Genomic DNA, 16,021 nt, shown 5'->3' on the forward strand with positions numbered 1-16,021 from the left:
ACATTGGTGTTTTGAGTTTTATGTTCAAGCTGTTGATACCTCTGAATTAAACCAAGATCACACATTGAGTGAATCAAGGCTGCCCGAGCGTCACTTTTTACCTATCCTGTTATTGCCCTTTTAAATGCCAGTGTCTGGCATAATTCATGCATTATTTGCTCATCGCGTTCAGATTTACTTTTTTTTGACAGGATGACTACATGGCGGCCAGCCAATCCACCCTTGCTTCCATTGATGCCCCCATGGCGGGTAGCCAGGCCGAAAGCCGCCTGAATCACCAGATGCATTGTCTGCCGGCCGGGGTTTTGCTGCTGAATGAGATGGGCATTGTGGAACAGGCCAATCCCGCCGCCTGCGAACTGCTGGAGCAGCCATTGGAGGGAAAAGCCTGGCGTCAGATTATTGACTCGGCCTTCGCCCCGAGAGCGGACGACGGTCATGAAGTGTCATTAAAGAATGGAAAACGCATCAGTCTGAAAACCCGCTCCCTGACACCGGAATCCGGCCAGCTGGTGATGCTCACCGATTTGACCGAAACCCGCCGCATGCAACATAACGTCTCCCACCTGCAGCGTTTGTCGGCATTGGGCAAGATGGCGGCGTCGCTGGCGCACCAGATCCGCACCCCCCTGTCCGCCGCCCTGCTGTACGGTGCCAACCTGGCCAGCCCCAAGCTGGATGACGCCGGCCGGGCACGGTTTCAGCAGAAGCTGATGGCACGGTTGGGGGAACTTGAGCAGCGGGTCAATGATCTGCTGCTGTTTGCCCGCGGCGGTCATACCCAGAAGCTGGAGCCGTTGTCGGTGGTCAACCTGATACAGGATCTGGGCACCAGCTGCGAAGCGGTGCTGCAGCAGCGTCAGGCCGACCTCAGCTGGGCATTTCAGGCCTCACCCTATATTGAGGCCAATGTCACGGCCCTGCAGGGCGCGCTGCAAAACTTGATCAATAACGCCCTGGAAGCCAATGCCAGTGCCATTCGTATCACCGTGTCCGAGCTCAAGGGCCGGGCGGTGATTCAGGTGGCGGATAACGGCAACGGCATGACCCAGGAACAGCAACAGCAGGCGATGACGCCGTTTTACACCACCAAGGCCAACGGTACCGGCCTTGGTCTGGCGGTGCTGCACTCCATCTGCCGGGCTCACGATGGCACCATCAGCCTGGCATCCCTGCCCGGACAGGGCAGCCAATTTACCCTGACCTTTCCATGCCTGGAACAGCAAGAGGAACAACGTGCATGAGTAAGCACACCATCTTAGTGGTTGAAGATGATCTGGGCCTGAGAGAAGCTCTGGTGGACACCCTGATGCTGGGGGGGTACCAGTGTCTGGAAGCCGGCGATGGCCAGGAAGCCCTGATTCAGATCGGGCGACAGCGCCCGGACATGGTGATATCCGACATTCAGATGGCCGGTATGGACGGGGTGGCGTTGTTGAAAGCCATTCGGGCCAAAGATCTGCAGTTACCGGTCCTGTTGATGACCGCTTATGGCACCATCGATGCCGCCGTGGAGGCGATGCGCTGCGGCGCCAGCGATTACCTGGCCAAGCCGTTTGCCCCGGAGGTGCTGTTGCACCAGGTGGAGCGCTATCTGATGCCGATGCCGGATCCGGTGCCCCAACCCATCGCCGCCGACCCCGCCAGCCAGCAACTGCTGGCCTTGGCTGGCAGGGTGGCACAGTCCGACGCCTCGGTGATGATCGCCGGCCCCAGTGGTTCAGGCAAAGAGGTGTTGGCGCGCTATCTGCACCAGCAGTCGCCTCGTGCCAGTGCGCCCTTTGTGGCGATCAACTGCGCCGCCATTCCGGAAAACATGCTGGAAGCCACCCTGTTCGGTTATGAAAAAGGCGCCTTTACCGGTGCGGTGACCGCCTGTGCCGGCAAGTTTGAGCAAGCCCAGGGCGGCACCATATTGCTGGATGAGATCACCGAGATGGATCTCAGCCTGCAGTCGAAACTGCTGCGGGTGTTGCAGGAGCGGGAAGTGGAGCGCCTGGGCAGTCGCAAGACCCTCAGCCTGGATGTGCGGGTGCTGGCTACCTCCAACCGGGATCTGAAGCAGGCGGTGGCCGACGGTGAGTTCCGCGAGGATCTGTACTACCGCCTGAATGTGTTTCCGCTGACCTGGTTGCCCCTGTGTCAGCGCCCCGGTGACATCGTGCCGTTGGCCGAGCACCTGATTGGCCGTCACTGCAGTGGCCGCAGCGGTGGCGCGATGCCCCGGTTGACCGAGGCCGCCAGACTCAAGCTGAAGCAACATGCCTGGCCCGGGAACGTGCGTGAACTGGAAAACGTGGTGCAGCGGGCGTTGATCCTCTGCATTGGCCAGAACATTGAAGCGGATGACCTGTTTATCGATACCGGCACGGCGCCGGTGATGCCCGTGGCTCAGGTGGTCGACGCCAAGTCAGACAGCCTCGGGGACGAACTGAAACTGCAGGAGCATCAGATTATCGTCGATGCCCTGAACCACCACGGCGGCAGCCGCAAGGCGGTGGCCGAGCAGCTGGGGATCAGCCCCCGCACCCTAAGGTACAAATTGGCCAAGATGAGAGACATGGGGATCGAATTGCCGGCGTGAAGCCTGTACACTGCGTGCCCTGGTCGAGGTTTTATTACAACAACAATGATGATGAAGAACGGTAAGGAGTAGCTCGAGATGGAGATTGGCTCTAATCCAATGCTGAGTGAGATGCAGCAACTGACGCTGGAAGCCCAGCCCGGTGCGTTGCAGCCCACCGCTGGCCCAAGCGGCGACTTCGAAGCGCTGCTGGGTAATGCCATCGATCACGTAAATGGTTTACAGAAGAATGCCTCGGATCTGTCGACCCGGCTGGAGCTGGGAGACAGCAGCGTGACCTTGTCAGACACCATGATTGCCAAAGAGAAGGCCGGTGTGGCCTTTGAGGCGACCATCCAGGTTCGCAACAAGCTTGTTGAAGCCTATAAAGAGATAATGAGTATGCCCGTTTAATGGGCTTAAGGTAAAAGCGTGGCAGAGGCGAATCAGTCAACCCAGTTGGCGCTGGGAAACGACGCGGCATTGCCCATAGAGGGCGGTGATACCGCGGCCGTAGAAGAGAATAAAGCCAACCCGTTCGGATCATTGGCCGGGACCGATACACTGCGTCAGGTGTCTCTGATCCTGGCGTTGACCGTGTGTCTGTTGCTGGTGGTCTTTATTGTCATCTGGGCTCAGGAGCCGGACTACCGGCCGTTAGGCAAGATGGAAACCGCCGAGCTGGTGGAGACCCTGGACTTTCTGGATCAGCAGAAGATCGAGTACCAGGTGGAGGGCAACGTTATCTCGGTGCCGGAAGACCAGTACAACGACATTCGCCTGAGCATGACCCGAGCCGGCCTGGAGAACGCGAACGCCACCGAACAGGACTACCTTAACCAGGAGAGCGGCTTCGGCGTCAGTCAGCGGCTGGAGTCGGCCCGGCTTAAGCACACCCAGGAGCAGACCCTGGCTCGCGCCATCCAAGAGCTACGCAGTGTCAGCCGTGCTCGAGTGATTCTGGCCCTGCCGAAAACCAACGTGTTTGCCCGCCAGCAGGCCGAACCTTCGGCGACCGTGGTGGTGGGGCTGGCCCGTAACACTGAACTGCGTCAGACCGAGGTGGATGCCATCGTCGACATCGTCGCTTCGGCGGTGCACAAGCTGTCTCCGTCACGGGTCACCGTGACCGATCAGCACGGCCGCCTGCTGAACTCCGGCAGCCAGGATGCCGTCTCCAGCCGTGCCCGTCGCGAGCTGGAAGTGGAGTCTCAGCAGGAGCAAGCGCTGCTGCGTAAAATTGACTCCATACTGATTCCGGTGCTGGGCATCGGTAACTACACCGCCCAGGTGGACGTCAGCATGGATTTCTCCGCCGTGGAGGAAACCTCCAAGCGCTACAACCCGGATCTGCCGTCACTGCGCAGTGAGATGGTGGTCACCGATAACCAGAACGGTAAAGATGCCATCGGCATTCCCGGTGCCCTCACCAACCAGCCTCCCATGAACTCCGACATTCCCCAGCAGGTGGACACCAACGGCGAAACCTCGGTCATTGGCAGCAACCGCCGCCGCTCCGAGGCCACCCGCAACTACGAGCTGGACTCTACCGTCAGCCATGTGCGCCAACAGGTTGGCGTGGTGCGCCGCATTACCGTGTCGGTCGCGGTGGACTACACCCTGGGTGCAGCGCCCGAAGGCGGGGTGGCAACGCCTCAACCCCGCAGCGAACAGGAGCTGGCCAACCTGCAACGGTTGCTGGAGGGCAGCATCGGTTTCAGTGGTCGCCGTGGCGACATGGTCGACGTGATCACCATTCCGTTTGCTGAGGGAGTGTCTCTGGAAGCGCCTGAACTGCCCCTGTATGAACAGCCACTGTTCTGGCGTCTGGTGAAGTTTGGCAGTGGCGCTCTGGTGATCATCGTTATCGTCCTGGCGGTGATTCGCCCGATGATGAAGCGCCTGCTGGATCCACAGGGTGACAAGACCAAGGCGCTGGCCCCTGGCGAAGAGCTGGCCGAGATTGAAGATCAATACGCCGCCGACACCCTGGGCATGCTGGCCCAGAGTGAAGGGGATTACAGTTATGCCGATGACGGCTCGATTCTGTTGCCGGATCTGCACAAAGAAGACGACATGCTGCGTGCCATTCGAGCCTTGGTGGCCAATGAACCTGAGCTGTCGACCCAGGTAATTATACATTGGTTGGAAGACGATGCCTGATTTGACCGACGTGTCCCCGGTGGCACCGGGTGAGTTTGACCCAAAAAACCTTAATGGCGTTGAAAAGACAGCGATTCTTCTGCTGAGCCTGTCAGAATCGGATGCCGCCCAGGTGCTGAAAAACCTCGAGCCCAAGCAGGTGCAGAAAGTCGGCATGGCCATGGCGGGCATGTCCAACTTCAGCCAGGATAAGGTCACCGCCGTGCACCGCCTGTTTCTGGAGCAGATTAAGAAGTTCTCCTCCATCGGCCTCAATAGCCAGGAGTTTGTCCGCAAGGCCTTGACCCACGCCCTGGGTGAAGACAAAGCCGGCAACCTGATTGACCAGATTGTGATGGGCCATGGCGCCACCGGCCTGGATTCCCTCAAGTGGATGGACGCCCGCCAGGTGGCCAACATCATCCAGAACGAGCACCCGCAGATTCAGACCATTGTGCTGTCCTACCTGGAACCGGATCAGGCGGCCCAGATCATGGGCCAGTTTACCGAGCGGGTACGACTGGATCTGATGCTGCGAATCGCCAATCTGGAAGAGGTGCAGCCAGCCGCGTTGCAGGAACTCAACGACATCATGGAGAAACAGTTCGCCGGTCAGGCGGGGGCTCAGGCAGCCAAGATGGGCGGCCTGAAGGCTGCAGCCAACATCATGAACTACCTGGATACCGGTATGGAAGGCCAGCTGATGGAGTCGATTCGCGACACCGACGAAGAGTTGGGTCAGCAGATTCAGGATCTGATGTTTGTGTTCGAAAACCTGTCGGATATGGACGACAAGGCGATGCAGGTGCTGTTGCGGGAGTTGCAGCAGGAGGTGCTCATCCGTGCCCTCAAAGGGGCGGACGACCAGCTCAAGGAGAAGATTCTCGGCAACATGTCCAAGCGCCAGGCGGAACTGGTGCGCGACGACCTCGAAGCCATGGGCCCGGTGCGCCTGTCGGAAGTGGAATCGGCACAGAAAGAGGTGCTGTCCATTGCCCGCCGACTGGCCGACTCCGGAGAGATTGTCCTTGGCGGCGCCGGTGGCGAAGAGTTTTTGTAATTCATGAGCAACGAGACCCGCGCCGCTTATACCCGCCACCTCCAGTCGCAGTTGCAACAGGGGGAGGCGGAGCAGTGGGAACTGCCTGACGTGACTCAGGCTTCCGACCGCGCCCAGATTAATGCAGTCAACATGCATACCACCCCGGCCGAGCCGGATCCCGAACCGGAAGAGGTGCCGCCACCGCCGACACTGGCTGAGATTGAAGCCATTCGTACCGATGCCCAGCAGGAAGGCTTTGAAGCCGGCATCGAGCAGGGTACCCAGAAAGGGATCGAAGAGGGCCGCCTTAAAGGGTTGGAAGAGGGCCACCAGCAGGGGTTTGCCCAAGGCCTGGAGCAGGGGCTGGAGGAGGGCAAAAAGCAGATTGCCCTGCAGATGCAGCAATGGGACGCCCTGCTCAATGAACTGATTGCACCGCTGCAGGCGGTAGACAGCCAGGTCGAGCAGGAGTTGATTGAGCTGACTCAGCAACTGGCCCGGGCGGTGATCGGCTGCGAGGTGAAAACCCAGCCAGAGCCGCTGTTGCTGGCCCTGCGTCAGGCCGTTGAAGCCCTGCCAAGCCAGGAACAGCAGATCACCATTCGGTTATCGGCGGCGGATCTGGAATTGGTCAAACTCAGCTACGGCGAGCAGGAACTGGCCCGGCGTGACTGGCGGCTGGAACTGGAACCCAGCCTGAGCCAGGGCAGCGTCCAGGTGAATACCAAGCGCTCCCGCGTCGAGATGCCACTGCCGGAGCGGATTGACGCCATTCTCAATCAATTCATCAATCAGCCACGGCCTCCCGTGGACGAGCCGGACTACCCCCGTGTTGACTCCGCGCCCCAACTTTCGGAGCCGGTAACGGCCGAAACGACCGAGACGGCGCCGAGCGCCGCCGGGCCGGAAGCCGTCCCAGCCAGCCCAGAGCCGCAAGGCGACCCTCATGGCGCTGCGTAGCGACCGTCTGCAGCAACGGGTTCGTGCCTGGCAGCACAACGTTGCCAGTCAGAAACCGGTGGCCAGTGGCCAGTTGCTGCGAGTGGTGGGGTTGACCCTGGAAGCGGTGGGATGCCGGGCTCCGGTGGGCTCCCTGTGTGCCATCGATACCCTCAGTGGCGAGATTCTGGCCGAAGTGGTCGGCTTTGATGATCAACTGCTGTACCTGATGCCCATCGAAGAGATGAAGGGGGTGCTGCCCGGCGCCCGGGTCACGCCCATTGGTGGCCGACGCGGCCTGGCGGTGGGCGATGCTCTGCTCGGAAGGGTGATCGATGGCAACGGCGAACCCATTGACGGCCTGGGGCCGCTGAAAACCCGCCATCGTGCCGCCCACAGCTCACCCATTCTCAACCCTATGGCCCGCCGTGCCATCTCTCAGCCTATCGATACCGGTGTGCGCACCATCAACGCCCTGCTGACCGTGGGGCAGGGGCAGCGCATGGGCCTGTTTGCCGGCTCCGGTGTCGGTAAGTCGGTGCTGCTGGGGATGATGACCCGGGGCACCAATGCCGATGTCATCGTCGTGGGCCTGGTGGGGGAGCGGGGCCGGGAGGTGAAAGAGTTCATCGAAGAGATTCTGGGGCCGGAGGGGCGGGCCCGCTCGGTGGTGGTGGCGGCACCGGCGGATAACAGCCCTATGATGCGGCTGCGGGCCTGCGAAACCTCTACCCGTATCGCCGAGTACTTCCGCGATTGTGGCAAAAATGTGCTGCTGCTGATGGACTCCCTGACCCGCTATGCCCAGGCCCAGCGTGAGATCGCCCTGGCCATCGGCGAGCCGCCGGCCACCAAGGGCTACCCGCCATCGGTGTTTGCCAAGCTGCCGAAGCTGGTGGAGCGGGCCGGCAATGGCGGCCCGGGTCAGGGCAGCATTACCGCCTTCTACACCGTGCTCACCGAAGGGGACGACCAGCAGGATCCCATCGCCGATGCCTCCCGGGCGATTCTCGATGGCCACATCGTACTGTCACGACAACTGGCGGAGAGCGGCCATTACCCGGCCATCGACATCGAAGCCTCCATCAGCCGGGTGATGCCGATGGTGACCGAGCAGCTGCACCAGACCGCGGCGGTGATGGTGAAGCAGTTGTGGTCGGCCTATCGGCAGAATCAGGATCTGATCGCCATCGGCGCCTACTCCAAAGGCTCCGATCCGAAAGTCGATAAGGCCATTGCCATGCAGCCGGCGTTCAACGCCTTCCTGCGTCAGGAGATGAAGCGTTCGGCGTCCTACACCGAAAGCCTGGAGCAGTTGGCCCGCCTGGCGGCCAACTGCAAGGTCTGAGGTTAACTGATGGCGGATCCTAAACAGCTGGCCAAGGTACTGGAACTGGCGGACAAGGAGCTGGAAAAGGCACAGTTGCAGCTGCGCAGTGCCCGCTCCCAGGCTGACGCCCTGCGCGAGCAGTTAAAGCAACTGCAGGCCTACCGGTTTGATTACGTTAAGCAGGCCGATGAAAAGGCCGGCAACCTGGTGGCAGCCAACCACTATCAGCAGTATTACCACTTCATCGCCAAGCTGGACGGTGCCATTAACGATCAGCACACCCAGATTCATGCCGCCGATGAAGCGGTGGTGCAGTTTCAGCAGCATTGGCAATTGATTCAGCAGAAGCAGAAGGCGTTGGCGCTGCTTATCGACAAAGAGCATCAGCGCCGCGCGGCTCGGGCCGAGAAGCGCGAGCAGTCTGAGTTGGACGAGTTTGCCATTCAGCAATATTTGCGAAGTCGCGCCCAACGAATGGCATAGAGTTTGCAGTTAACTCAGCAATGATTTTGGCTTACCCGATGGATCCTTTTCGCTTATGGACGCACGCCTGAATGTAAACACCTCCCCCTCCGTGCTCGGGCCGGCATCGACGCCGGCTGGTGAGGCGCAGGGGGAGGGGTTTGGCGCCGCCCTGACTTCGGCCTCTCAACAGCAGAGCGGCGACAGCGCAGCCCCATCCCAAGCCCCCGTCGTCACTGAGTCCTCGCCGACTGAGTCCGGCGTCAAATCTCCGTCACAACCCGGCGAACCCAAAGCCCAACCCCCTGTCGATGCCTCTGTGGCCAAGGCGGACGACACCGCCCCGGAAGCATCGGACGACAGCGATAACGGCAACCTGGCTAAGGTGGCAGAAGAGCAGGCCTCGACCCAAAGCGGCAAGGAATCGTTTATCGCGGCAAATCCGCTTCAACCGGGGCGGCAACAACCTGCCTCGACCGGGGCGAAGGAGATCCACGCCAGGGTTGATGACGATGAGCCGGCCGTGGCGAAAGACACCCATGTCAGCGGCGACGACCGTAAAGACGACCTGCCGGCGTCCGGACAAAGCCAGCCCTCACAACGGGCTGCCGCCGACTCAAAAAGCGCCGACGGCGCCGCCGAAAATACCGCGGCCAGTGACGGTGCTCGTGCTGTCGATGTTCTGGTGACGCCGGCCGCCAAAGCGGCGGCCCAGCCGTCAGTGCCAGAGGCCCAGCCCACCGCGACCGGCGGTCAGGGGGCTAAGGAGACGGCGGCGGTGGCCGCAGTGGCAATCGAGTCGTCCGCCCGCGCGACCGGGGCTGAGGCCGATACCGCTTCCACCTCTGCCACCAAAGTCGATGTGGTTCTAAGCCAACCAGGACCCGGGGCGCAAGTCGTCGGCAGCGGCGGCGATTCCAAGGGCACCCCGTCGCCGTTTGCCGGGCTGGCCCAGGCAGAGCCTGCGGGCCAGCCAGCTTCACCCCAGGAGGCGGAGGCCGGGGATGGGCCCCAACTCCAGGCGGCGATGAGCACTGCCAAAACCGGTGAGCCACACAGCACCGCGACGGCAGCGCAGCCCCTGACGGGGCGCCCGGCCCAGGCCACCAAGGCTGCCGCCGCAGTATCGGCCCAGGCCGCCTCCGGTGTCGACAGTGCCGCCGCCCCACAGGCCAAGGGGCAGAGCGCAGGTCATGGCGAGGGCGATGCCCCGGCTCCGGCTCCGGTCAGCGGCGACAAGGCCAACGGCGAACTGCTGGCCCAGCTTCAGGGGCTGAAACAGGCTCAGGATAAATTGAGTTCGGCCCCCAAAGGCCGAATGACCGCCTTAACTCCTGCCGCCGAGGGCGGCACGACCTCCACAGCAACTCCGCCTCAACCGACCGCCACTGACGCCGAGGCCGACCCGTTGTCGAAGTGGGTCAATGAGATGGTCAAAACCGATGGCAGCGTGTCTGGCGGACGTACTGCCGCCACCCTGACCTCAGAGGCGGCGGTGCCGACGCCCGAGTCGATGCTGGCAAACTCGGCGGCCGCCGTGGAAGCGGCCGAGGCGGCCGAACTGGAGCTGGATCCCCAACTCCGGTTACACCAGGCGCGGACCCCGGAGGCCCGGGTTCAGGCTCATCAACAGCTGCAGCAGGATCCCGCTGCGGCATTACGCCAGCCGGTCGCGGCCGAGCGAATGGCACCGGAGTTGCGCGAGCGGATGATGATGATGATCAACAGCCGCACCAGCCAGGCCGAGATTCGTCTCGACCCGCCGGAACTCGGCGCCCTGCAGGTTAAGATTCAGATGAACGGCGATCAGGCCCAGGTTCAGATGCACGCGGCCCAGGCCCAAACCCGGGAGCTGGTCGAACAGGCATTGCCTCGATTGCGGGAGATGCTGGCACAACAGGGCATCACCCTGGCAGATACGCACATCAGCCACGGTGGTGGCGGCCAGACCGGTAATGAGGCCGGAAACGGCCAGGGCCAGGGTGGTCAGCAAGGCTTCGGTGAGGGCATGGTGGAGGCCAGTGATGACACGCTGGCGACTGTGCAGCAAATGACCGGCCGAAATGCCGACGGCGGTATCGATTATTACGCGTAAAGCGCGGTGTGTTACCCTGATGGGGATTGACGAAGGATGGAAAGGTAACGATGGCGGAAGAGTCGCTGCAATTGGAAGTTAAACCGGCTGGAAAGCGGCCCAAATGGATGATGCCTGCCCTGATTGCGGCAGCCGGTGTCCTGCTCGCGGTGGTGGTGGCCATTGTGGTGATGGTGATGAGTGACGATGGCTCGGATGGCGAGCGTGAGCAGGTAGAACTGAATACGCCATTGACCCCGGGCGATGCGCTCTATGTTGGCATGCCAAGACCATTCCTGTTTAATCTGCCCGGTGACAAGCGCAGCTACCTGGTGCAGATCAAGGTGCAGATTCAGGTTCGCGGCGGTGCCGCTCAGGATCTGGTGAAAAAGCACATTCCGTTGATTGAAGATTCGCTGCTGACCACTTTCAGCGGCTCCAACGCCCAGCAACTCGCCAGCCGTGAAGGCAAAGAGGAGTTGCGCACCCAGGCGCTGATGAACGTACAAACGACCCTGCAAGGGGTTACCGGCAAACCTCTGGTGGAACGTGTGTTGTTCACCGGATTTGTAATGCAATAAGAGACACTGAATGAGCGATCTGCTTAGCCAAGACGAAATTGATGCCCTCCTGCACGGTGTGGATGAGGTCGAAGACGAGGTCATAGATGACAGTAGTGGCACAGCCACTACCTATGATTTTTCGTCTCAGGATCGCATTGTCCGGGGGCGAATGCCGACCCTGGAGCTGGTCAATGAACGTTTTGCCCGTCACCTGCGGATCAGCTTGTTTAACTTGATGCGCCGCTCCGCCGAGATCTCCATCAACGGCGTGCAGATGATCAAGTTTGGCGAATACGTCCATACCCTGTTTGTTCCTACCAGCCTCAACATGGTTCGGTTCCGGCCGCTGAAAGGCACCGGCCTTATCACCATGGAAGCCCGGTTGGTGTTTATTCTGGTGGATAACTTCTTTGGCGGCGATGGCCGCTTTCAGGCCAAGATTGAAGGCCGGGAGTTTACCCCCACCGAGCGGCGCATCATTCAGTTGCTGCTCAAGACGGTATTTGAAGACTACAAAGAAGCCTGGTCACCGGTCATGGATGTGGAGTTCGAGTACCTCGACTCCGAAGTGAACCCGGCCATGGCCAACATCGTCAGCCCCACCGAAGTGGTGGTGGTGTCGTCGTTCCACATCGAGCTCGATGGCGGCGGCGGCGATTTCCACATCACCTTGCCTTACTCCATGATTGAGCCGATCCGTGAACTGCTGGATGCCGGGGTTCAGTCGGACAAGCAGGATACCGACCAGCGCTGGGCCCGCGCCCTGCAGGAGGAGATCCTGGATGTGCCGGTGGAGTTCTCCGGCACCCTGCTCGAGACCCAGGTGACTCTGAACGACATCATGGAGATGAAGAGTGGCGACATCATTCCGGTGGAGATGCCGGAAAATATGTTGGTGCGGGTGGAGGAGTTGCCGACGTTCCGCGGTCGACTCGGTCGCAGCGGCGACAGCAAGGCGATACAGATCACCGAACGCATTCCTCGGCCCGAGAGCTTCAAGACCGAATTGCAGATGGTACAGAGCCGCCTCCAGGGGGTGGGTGATGTCACTGAAAACATGTTAGAACAGCTGAAAGAGAGCCCAAAAGATGAGTAATGACGACGACCTGTTTAACCAAGACGGACTGGCGGACGAATGGGCGTCGGCGCTGGCGGAGCAGGCCGAGCCTGAACCGGTAGAACTGGAGTCGTTCGACCAGCCAGCCGGGCGCAGCTTCAGCGAAAGTGAACGCAAGAAGCTGGATTCGATTCTCGACATTCCGGTGACCATCTCCATGGAGGTGGGTCGCAGCAACATCAGCATCCGTAACCTGCTGCAACTGAACCAGGGCTCGGTGGTGGAGCTGGATCGGGTCGCGGGTGAGCCGCTGGACGTGATGGTCAACGGCACCTTGATCGCCCATGGCGAGGTGGTGGTGGTGAACGAGAAGTTTGGTATCCGTCTGACCGACGTCATCAGCCAGACTGAGCGAATCAAAAAGCTGAAATAACCATGCGAACTCTTCTGTTGCTGTCGGCGGCCAGCTTCTCTGCCGCCGCCGAGCCGGTGTCTGCCGGTGACCAGCTGGCGACCACCATCGCCACCCTGTTTGGGGTGGTAGCCCTGATCGTGGTGCTGGCCCTGATGGCCCGCAAAATGAATCTGCCCACCAAAATGGTGGGCAAAATCCGTCTTATTGCCAGTATGTCGCTGGGCACCAAGGAGAAGGTCGCCGTAATCGAAGTGGGCGAGCAACAGTATCTGATCGGGGTCAGCTCCGGCGGCATTCAGCTGCTGGACAAATTGGAGACGCCCATCGAGTCGCCGCAGCCACCGGAATTTGCCAAGGTGTTTGCCAAGGTCAGCAAGGGGCAGAAATCGTGAATCGTTGGCTTCCCTGGCTGGCCCTGCTGCTGCCCCTGTTGATGCCGTCACTGGCCCTGGCCGAGGTGGGCATTCCTGCGGTTACCGTGACCACCAATGCCGATGGCAGCCAGGACTACACCGTTTCTCTGCAGATTCTCGGCCTGATGACCCTGTTGACCTTCCTGCCGGCCATGGTGGTGCTGATGTCCAGCTTCACCCGCATCATTGTGGTGCTGGCGATTCTGCGCCAGGCCCTGGGCCTGCAGCAGACGCCGTCAAACCAGGTACTGCTGGGGATGGCGATGTTTATGTCACTGTTTATCATGACGCCGGTGATGGATCGGGTCTACGATGATGCCGTGGTGCCCTATATGGAGGAGCAGGTGACGGCCCGGGACGCACTGGATCGGGCCTCGGTGCCCATCAAGGCCTTTATGCTGTCCCAGACTCGCGTATCCGACCTCAACACCTTTATCGAGATCAGCGGCACTACCGGCCTGACCTCGCCGGAACAGACGCCGATGCGGGTGTTGATCCCGGCCTTTGTGACCTCTGAGCTCAAGACCGCCTTCCAGATCGGCTTTATGCTGTTCCTGCCGTTCCTGGTGATCGACCTGGTGGTGGCCTCGGTACTGATGGCCATGGGGATGATGATGTTGTCACCGATGATCGTGTCGCTGCCGTTTAAGATCATGCTGTTTGTATTGGTGGATGGCTGGAGCCTGGTAATGGGCACCCTGGCCAACAGTTTCGGGGTGTAGCCGTGACCCCAGAAGCCTACGTCGATCTGTTCCGCCACGCCCTGTACACCATCTTGATCATGGTGTCGGCCATCATCGTTCCCGGCCTGCTTATCGGTCTGGTGGTGGCGGTGTTTCAGGCGGCCACCTCCATTAACGAACAGACACTGTCGTTTCTTCCCCGCCTGCTGGTCACTCTGCTGACTCTGGCGTTTCTCGGTCACTGGCTGATTCGAACCCTGATGGAGTTCACCTTTGAGCTGGTGGAACGGATACCCGCGGTGATCGGCTGATGGAGTTGCCGTTGGAGGTGATCTTCGACTGGCTCAGGGGGTTGTTATGGCCCCTGTTTCGCATCAGCGCCATGCTGATGGTGATGGTTACCATCGGCGGAAGTTCGGTACCGGCCCGGATTCGAATGGCGTTGGCGGTGGTGATCACCGCCGCCGTAGCGCCGATTCTGCCCACGCCCCCCCGAATCGACCTGTTGTCCGCCGAGGCGATTCTGATCACCGCTCAGGAACTGCTGATTGGCATCAGTGTCGGTTTCGTGTCGATGCTGGTACTCAATACCTTCATTCTTGCCGGCCAGATCATCGGCATGCAGACCTCGCTGGGCTTCGCCTCCATGGTGGATCCCAGTAACGGTCAGCAGGTGCCCCTGGTCGGTCAGCTGTTTCTGTTGCTGTCGACCCTGATCTTCTTCCTGGTGGATGGCCACCTGATGATGATTCGCATGCTGGTGGCCAGCTTCGAAACCCTGCCCATCGGTGAAGGGATGGTGCCGCAGAACTTTCTCGATCTGGCCAACTGGGGAGGCCTGATGTTTGCCGGCGCCCTGACTCTGGCCCTGTCGGCGGCCACCGCGTTGCTGCTGATTAACTTCTCCTTCGGGGTGATGACCCGGGCTGCGCCGCAGCTGAACATCTTTGCCATCGGTTTTCCCATTACCATGTTGTCGGGACTGCTGATTTTGTGGCTGTCCCTGTCCGGGTTCATGCCGCACTTCGAAGCGGCCTGGCAGCACGGCCAGACCACCCTGTGTGACATTCTGAAGCTGCAGTGTGAGGTGCGCTGATGGCCGAAAACAGCAGCGACCAGGAAAAAACCGAAGACCCCACACCCAAACGACTCCAGCAGGCCCGGGAGAAGGGCCAGGTGCCCCGATCCAAGGAGATGGGCACCGCCTTTGTATTGATGGGCGCCGCCATCGCCATGATGATTTTCGGTCAGGCCATCGCCCAGAGCATGATCTCGCTGGCAACGTCGCTGTTCAGCCGCAATCGGGCCCAGGTGTTTGATGTGTCAGAGATGACCCGGGTCTTTGGCGAGATTGTGATGGCTGTAGGGTTGCCGGTCCTGGGGTTCGTGGTGTTTCTGACCGTGGCCGCGTTTGTGGGCAACACCCTGCTGGGGGGGATGACCTTCAGCTGGAAAGCGGCGGCCCCCAAGATGAGCAAATTTAACCCCATCAACGGCTTTAAGCGGATGTTCGGGGTTCAGGCCGTGGTCGAACTGGTGAAGGCGGTCGCCAAGTTTGCGGTGGTGGCGGTGGTGGCCTGGATGCTGCTGACCATCTATTTCGACGAGATCATGGCCTTGTCCACCGGCACCACCTTTGGCGCCATTGCCGGATCGGTGGCTCTGCTCAATAAGCTGTTTATCATCCTCTGTTGCTCGCTGATGCTGATTGTGATCATCGACGCACCGTACCAGGTCTGGAATCACACCAAGCAGCTGAAGATGACCAAGCAGGAGATCAAGGACGAACACAAAGACAGCGAGGGTAAACCCGAGGTCAAAGGCCGGATTCGCCAGTTGCAGCGGGAGATGTCCCAGCGGCGGATGATGAGCGAAGTGCCCCAGGCCGACGTGGTGGTGGTTAACCCGACCCACTACTCGGTGGCACTGAAGTACGACAAGGCCAAGGCCCGGGCACCGCTGGTGGTGGCCAAGGGCACCGACGAAGTGGCCCTGAAGATTCGGGAGATTGCCCGCGAATACGAGGTGCCGGTGATCAGTTCGCCGCAACTGGCGCGGGCGGTGTACTACTCCACCAAACTGAATAAGCAGATCCCCGATGGTCTGTTCACCGCGGTGGCACAGATTCTGGCTTACGTGTTCCAGTTGAAACAGTTCCAGAAGGGCCGCAGTGGCCGCCCGGTGCCGCTGCCCAACACCCTGCCCATTCCCGATGAACTGCAGATGGACAGTGACGGCAACCCGCTGAAGCCGGATTCAGACTAACCCCGGTTTCCCACCCCGTCGCCCTTGCAAACGCTACCCTTGCGAACGCGAGGGCCCAGCGTCTTTTGCTCTC

At 60.6% G+C, this 16,021-nt stretch carries 17 protein-coding genes; all 17 read left to right on the forward strand.

Annotated features, from left to right (window positions below):
- Positions 1-200: 200 nt before the first annotated feature.
- The 17 genes from BLT77_RS16615 (at position 201) to flhB (ending at position 15,948) form a co-directional block, all read left to right on the forward strand.
- Entirely contained in the window at positions 201-1,244 is a 1,044-nt protein-coding gene (locus tag BLT77_RS16615) for a sensor histidine kinase (protein WP_245709980.1), read from the forward strand.
- The gene (locus BLT77_RS16620) at positions 1,241-2,584 is read left to right on the forward strand and encodes a sigma-54-dependent transcriptional regulator (RefSeq protein ID WP_090367492.1); all 1,344 of its coding nucleotides are present in this window, start codon (positions 1,241-1,243) and stop codon (positions 2,582-2,584) included. Before BLT77_RS16615 ends, BLT77_RS16620 begins: the two co-directional genes overlap by 4 nt.
- 78 nt (positions 2,585-2,662) lie before the next feature.
- Entirely contained in the window at positions 2,663-2,977 is a 315-nt protein-coding gene (fliE, locus tag BLT77_RS16625) for a flagellar hook-basal body complex protein FliE (RefSeq protein WP_090367494.1), read from the forward strand.
- A 45-nt stretch (positions 2,978-3,022) separates the two neighbouring features.
- A complete protein-coding gene (fliF, locus tag BLT77_RS16630) occupies positions 3,023-4,726 on the forward strand; it encodes a flagellar basal-body MS-ring/collar protein FliF (RefSeq protein ID WP_425431743.1) in 1,704 nt (567 codons plus the stop codon).
- Positions 4,719-5,765, forward strand: coding sequence for a flagellar motor switch protein FliG (gene fliG, locus BLT77_RS16635; protein ID WP_090367498.1), 1,047 nt, complete (start codon positions 4,719-4,721; stop codon positions 5,763-5,765). Before fliF ends, fliG begins: the two co-directional genes overlap by 8 nt.
- Positions 5,766-5,768: 3 nt before the next feature.
- On the forward strand, positions 5,769-6,707 hold the full coding sequence (fliH, locus tag BLT77_RS16640) for a flagellar assembly protein FliH (protein ID WP_090367500.1): 939 nt from the start codon (positions 5,769-5,771) through the stop codon (positions 6,705-6,707).
- Positions 6,694-8,034, forward strand: a complete 1,341-nt coding sequence (gene fliI / locus BLT77_RS16645) for a flagellar protein export ATPase FliI (protein WP_090367502.1) — start codon at positions 6,694-6,696, stop codon at positions 8,032-8,034. The genes fliH and fliI overlap by 14 nt, the downstream gene beginning before the upstream one ends.
- A gap of 9 nt (positions 8,035-8,043) precedes the next feature.
- A complete protein-coding gene (gene fliJ / locus BLT77_RS16650) occupies positions 8,044-8,499 on the forward strand; it encodes a flagellar export protein FliJ (protein WP_090367504.1) in 456 nt (151 codons plus the stop codon).
- Positions 8,500-8,554: 55 nt separating this feature from the next.
- Positions 8,555-10,573 (forward strand): flagellar hook-length control protein FliK, encoded by a 2,019-nt coding sequence (locus tag BLT77_RS16655; RefSeq protein ID WP_090367506.1) that lies wholly within the window; start codon positions 8,555-8,557, stop codon positions 10,571-10,573.
- A 50-nt stretch (positions 10,574-10,623) separates the two neighbouring features.
- On the forward strand, positions 10,624-11,133 hold the full coding sequence (locus BLT77_RS16660; protein ID WP_090367508.1) for a flagellar basal body-associated FliL family protein: 510 nt from the start codon (positions 10,624-10,626) through the stop codon (positions 11,131-11,133).
- A gap of 10 nt (positions 11,134-11,143) precedes the next feature.
- Positions 11,144-12,211, forward strand: a complete 1,068-nt coding sequence (gene fliM, locus BLT77_RS16665; RefSeq protein WP_090367512.1) for a flagellar motor switch protein FliM — start codon at positions 11,144-11,146, stop codon at positions 12,209-12,211.
- Positions 12,204-12,605 (forward strand): flagellar motor switch protein FliN, encoded by a 402-nt coding sequence (fliN, locus tag BLT77_RS16670; RefSeq protein ID WP_090367514.1) that lies wholly within the window; start codon positions 12,204-12,206, stop codon positions 12,603-12,605. Before fliM ends, fliN begins: the two co-directional genes overlap by 8 nt.
- A gap of 2 nt (positions 12,606-12,607) precedes the next feature.
- On the forward strand, positions 12,608-12,979 hold the full coding sequence (fliO, locus tag BLT77_RS16675) for a flagellar biosynthetic protein FliO (RefSeq protein ID WP_090367516.1): 372 nt from the start codon (positions 12,608-12,610) through the stop codon (positions 12,977-12,979).
- 41 nt (positions 12,980-13,020) lie between these two features.
- The gene (gene fliP, locus BLT77_RS16680; protein ID WP_090367578.1) at positions 13,021-13,722 is read left to right on the forward strand and encodes a flagellar type III secretion system pore protein FliP; all 702 of its coding nucleotides are present in this window, start codon (positions 13,021-13,023) and stop codon (positions 13,720-13,722) included.
- 2 nt (positions 13,723-13,724) lie between these two features.
- Positions 13,725-13,994, forward strand: a complete 270-nt coding sequence (gene fliQ / locus BLT77_RS16685) for a flagellar biosynthesis protein FliQ (RefSeq protein ID WP_028113109.1) — start codon at positions 13,725-13,727, stop codon at positions 13,992-13,994.
- Positions 13,994-14,779 carry a flagellar biosynthetic protein FliR gene (fliR, locus tag BLT77_RS16690; protein WP_090367518.1) on the forward strand — a complete coding sequence of 262 codons (786 nt, stop codon included), beginning with the start codon at positions 13,994-13,996 and terminating at the stop codon, positions 14,777-14,779. Before fliQ ends, fliR begins: the two co-directional genes overlap by 1 nt.
- Positions 14,779-15,948, forward strand: a complete 1,170-nt coding sequence (gene flhB, locus BLT77_RS16695) for a flagellar biosynthesis protein FlhB (RefSeq protein ID WP_090367520.1) — start codon at positions 14,779-14,781, stop codon at positions 15,946-15,948. The genes fliR and flhB overlap by 1 nt, the downstream gene beginning before the upstream one ends.
- Positions 15,949-16,021: the final 73 nt, after the last annotated feature.

Source organism: Ferrimonas sediminum (assembly GCF_900100175.1).
Taxonomy (GTDB): Bacteria; Pseudomonadota; Gammaproteobacteria; order Enterobacterales; family Shewanellaceae; genus Ferrimonas; species Ferrimonas sediminum.

Excerpts from the sequence above, each read along its gene's own strand:
- BLT77_RS16615 (WP_245709980.1), top strand. The coding sequence starts at position 201 with ATGGCGGCCAGCCAATCCACCCTTGCTTCCATTGATGCCCCCATGGCG.
- BLT77_RS16620 (WP_090367492.1), top strand. The coding sequence starts at position 1,241 with ATGAGTAAGCACACCATCTTAGTGGTTGAAGATGATCTGGGCCTGAGA.
- fliE (WP_090367494.1), top strand. The coding sequence starts at position 2,663 with ATGGAGATTGGCTCTAATCCAATGCTGAGTGAGATGCAGCAACTGACG.
- fliG (WP_090367498.1), top strand. The coding sequence starts at position 4,719 with ATGCCTGATTTGACCGACGTGTCCCCGGTGGCACCGGGTGAGTTTGAC.
- fliH (WP_090367500.1), top strand. The coding sequence starts at position 5,769 with ATGAGCAACGAGACCCGCGCCGCTTATACCCGCCACCTCCAGTCGCAG.
- fliI (WP_090367502.1), top strand. The coding sequence starts at position 6,694 with ATGGCGCTGCGTAGCGACCGTCTGCAGCAACGGGTTCGTGCCTGGCAG.
- fliJ (WP_090367504.1), top strand. The coding sequence starts at position 8,044 with ATGGCGGATCCTAAACAGCTGGCCAAGGTACTGGAACTGGCGGACAAG.
- BLT77_RS16655 (WP_090367506.1), top strand. The coding sequence starts at position 8,555 with ATGGACGCACGCCTGAATGTAAACACCTCCCCCTCCGTGCTCGGGCCG.
- BLT77_RS16660 (WP_090367508.1), top strand. The coding sequence starts at position 10,624 with ATGGCGGAAGAGTCGCTGCAATTGGAAGTTAAACCGGCTGGAAAGCGG.
- fliM (WP_090367512.1), top strand. The coding sequence starts at position 11,144 with ATGAGCGATCTGCTTAGCCAAGACGAAATTGATGCCCTCCTGCACGGT.
- fliN (WP_090367514.1), top strand. The coding sequence starts at position 12,204 with ATGAGTAATGACGACGACCTGTTTAACCAAGACGGACTGGCGGACGAA.
- fliO (WP_090367516.1), top strand. The coding sequence starts at position 12,608 with ATGCGAACTCTTCTGTTGCTGTCGGCGGCCAGCTTCTCTGCCGCCGCC.
- fliP (WP_090367578.1), top strand. The coding sequence starts at position 13,021 with ATGCCGTCACTGGCCCTGGCCGAGGTGGGCATTCCTGCGGTTACCGTG.
- fliR (WP_090367518.1), top strand. The coding sequence starts at position 13,994 with ATGGAGTTGCCGTTGGAGGTGATCTTCGACTGGCTCAGGGGGTTGTTA.
- flhB (WP_090367520.1), top strand. The coding sequence starts at position 14,779 with ATGGCCGAAAACAGCAGCGACCAGGAAAAAACCGAAGACCCCACACCC.